This window comes from Cecembia sp. (assembly GCF_007126775.1).
Lineage (GTDB): Bacteria > Bacteroidota > Bacteroidia > Cytophagales > Cyclobacteriaceae > Cecembia.
Map to the genome: position 1 here is coordinate 1 of NZ_SLAP01000076.1, position 3,162 is coordinate 3,162.

General features: G+C 38.5%; 2 protein-coding genes. Both read right to left on the bottom strand.

The window, feature by feature from the left end:
- On the bottom strand, nt 1–2,198 hold a 2,198-nt coding region (locus tag QZT73_RS04985), incomplete at its 3' end, for a penicillin acylase family protein (RefSeq protein ID WP_291786927.1).
- A 244-nt stretch (nt 2,199–2,442) separates the two neighbouring features.
- Nucleotides 2,443–3,018, bottom strand: a complete 576-nt coding sequence (locus QZT73_RS04990; protein WP_291778729.1) for a DUF2911 domain-containing protein — start codon at nt 3,016–3,018, stop codon at nt 2,443–2,445.
- Nucleotides 3,019–3,162: the final 144 nt, after the last annotated feature.

The window sequence follows — 3,162 nt, forward strand, 5'->3', positions numbered from 1 at the left end:
ATCCCGCTGTAGCCTCCAGTGTAGATATTTTCCCTGCTGAAAGATTCAAAATTAGGCACCAAATGCATGATTTTAGTCCCCTTAAAAGCCGCCCATTCATAATTCCCTTTCTCATCTTGCCAAGCAGTAATTTCATCTATCATCTCTTCAAAACTCACCTTGATTAAATCGATTGCATTTTCAACTTTAGTCGTCTCCGGAAGATCAAAAAGGCTACTCTCAGGTTCATTTTGTAATAGTTTTACGGTTTGGTATTTGTTGGGCAAAACAATGGGAAGGCTATCATTCTCCCACTTTTCCCATATCTTACGGTATAGGTGTTTCCACCAAGTTTGAAACAATGCTGGTTCCGTCTGATTTGGGAAGGTATTGAAGTTCCACTGATTTAATTCTTCCAAAAACTTATTTCCTCTAGCACCAAATTGCTCCAGATCCCCAGATTGTTCCAATAATTGAATCATCACAGGAAGTGCCTCAGCCGCATGTAAATGGAATTGATCAAATTGGAGCTTTTTCATGTCTTCCAAAGTGATATTTTCAGACTGTTCCAGTACATTATTTAACCTACGGTTTCGGTAATGTTCAAAACTATTATCAAACAAGTAATAAGGGTAAGAAGAGTCTGTAGAATGTTGGTTGGCAGAGGAAACAAAGCCTCTTTCCGGATTAAGTGTTGCAGGGTTCTGGTCAAAAGGTATAAATCCCTGCCATTCAAAATCGGGGTCATTGCCATCCATTAAATATTTCCCCTGATTCTCCCATTTCAAAGGAAATCTGCCTTGAACCTTCATGGCAATATCACCTGTTCTGGAAGCAAATACAAAATTCTGGGCCGGTGAGGTGTAATGGTCCAATGCATCTAGATAATCTTCATGGGTTTCAGCCCTATTCAACAAAAGAAAAGTTTTTTGTTCATTGGACTCCATATGGGCTGTCCATTTTAATGCAAATTCCACATCTTGTCTTTCGGCCCTAAAGTTCCGATCAAAAACCACAGGGCCATAGTGCGTGTAGACAACAGTATCCAAAAAAACAGATTGACCTTTTACTTTAATTTCTTCTACACGAAAAGTGCTTTGAATCCACTGATCGTTATAAAGGTATTCGCTGCGGTCTTCATTTCTAAACTGAATGGAATACCAATCTCTGGTATCTCTGGTAGCATTGGTTACCCCCCATGCAATATTTTCATTGAATCCTGAAATAATCCCCAAAGCACCGGGAAGCGTGGCTCCTTTAACTGTAAATTCTGGCGTAGAAAGTTGCATAGCATACCAAAGGGATGGTAAGTTCAGACTTAAGTGAGGATCATTGGCCAAAATTGCTGCTCCATTCTTGGTTTTCTCTGGGGCTACAGCCCAGTTATTTGAACCTACCCCTGGCACCGGCTGGGGTAAATTTTCAAAAAGAATGTTTACATCCGGATATGATAGGTCAACAGGCTTTTTAATGGGAATGGGGTCAAAATCCCACACTTTTTCAACCTCGATGACAGGATCATTCTCCTCTGGAAATAAAGGGAATAGCTTCTCCATCAAGTCTTTGCCTATAAGTTGCCTCATATTGGTGAACTCCAAATCCTTATCTCCTACCAACATATCAGCCATATATTTTAAGAGTAGCAAGGATTTATAGACATTCCAGTTTTCGGGTGTATAACCTAAAATTTTGTATTCCAATGGAAGCATTGCCCTCGATATACCATCAATATACTGGTTAACACCATCAGAATAAGCCTCTACAAGTCTAAAAGTTTCAGGATCGTTGGATTTGATATACTCAACAGCCTGTTCGGCGCTAAATGCCAGTCCTTTTCTTCTTGTCATTCTATCCAATTCGATCGCTACAGGTCCCACAATTTCCGAAACTCTTCCTGCAGCAGCCAAAGTCTGAAATTCCATCTGCCAAAGTCTATGCTGGGCAGTTATATACCCCTGAACCCGAAATAGGTCTTCGACATTTTGGGCAAAAATATGCGGTATTAAATGCTCGTCATAAACTACTTGGACTTCATCTTTTAGATTTTTTAGCTTGATTTCTTCCTTTGCCAGTGCATCTTCACTGTAGGCATTTTGCCAAAAACCTTGGTTTGGGTCTAATAACATTCCCAAAGCAGGGATATTTCCAATCTGAACAGAAAGCAAAACCCCCAGTCCGATCGAAATGATCAGGCTTAAGAAAAAAGAAATATATCTCATAGGTGATAAGAAGTGAATAAAGCTGCTGTTAAATTAGTAGTTATTACTTAAAATTCACAGGTTCTAGGCTTTAAAAATTCCATTGAAACGAATAGATATATTTTTTTTTTGTTAAAAATAACATTGAGTTAATTCGACAAATGGATTGCATCCAAATAAAACCCGGATCAACCGATAACAATCAATTAAAAAAGGTTGCTTTCAAATAAGCAACCTTTTTGTTTCGATTTAAGATAATTGGAAATTATTCTATTGCAATGGGTAATATCATTTTCTCCCACCTGACTACAATTCCCGGCGATTCAATAGCTATACTTAATTGTTCCTGGCTTTGATCGACCCAATTTGGAGATGATTCAACACGAAGCACATCATTTTCTTCCTTATACTGAAAATGACCATGCTCCAAATCCCATTCGGCATTGAAAATTACCGTCCAGTTTCCCGAAGATTTAGGAATTGTAAATAAAGAATACCTCCCTGCTTTCAGCTCTTTACCTTCAACGATCACATTGGTATCAAAATCTACGAAAGTAGATTCATTGGCTCCCGTCCGCCAAACCTCATTATAGGGGACAAGATCACCCCAAACTACCCTTCCACGCACAGAAGGAGCACCGTATTGAATCAAAACATTGGTTTCCCCAATCTTGCCTTCCAAAGATCTTAAAGGACTGCTCCTTTGATCTTGAGCGGGAATTTCTTCCATTTCGGAAGTCTCAGAATCAGAGGACTCAGCACTTTTTTCACCACCACAAGAAGAGAAAAACATCATTGTGGCCAGAGCACTGGCCAACATCAACATGTTTGTTTTTTTCATAGTTTCATTTTTTTTTAACAAGCCGAAGATAGTTATTTCCCCAATATTCCGAAAATTTCATTTTATAATTAAAGCCGAATTCCTTACTTTTCATACTTGATAATTTTGTCTTATATAATTTTGAAAAATGAAATTAAGTACCAA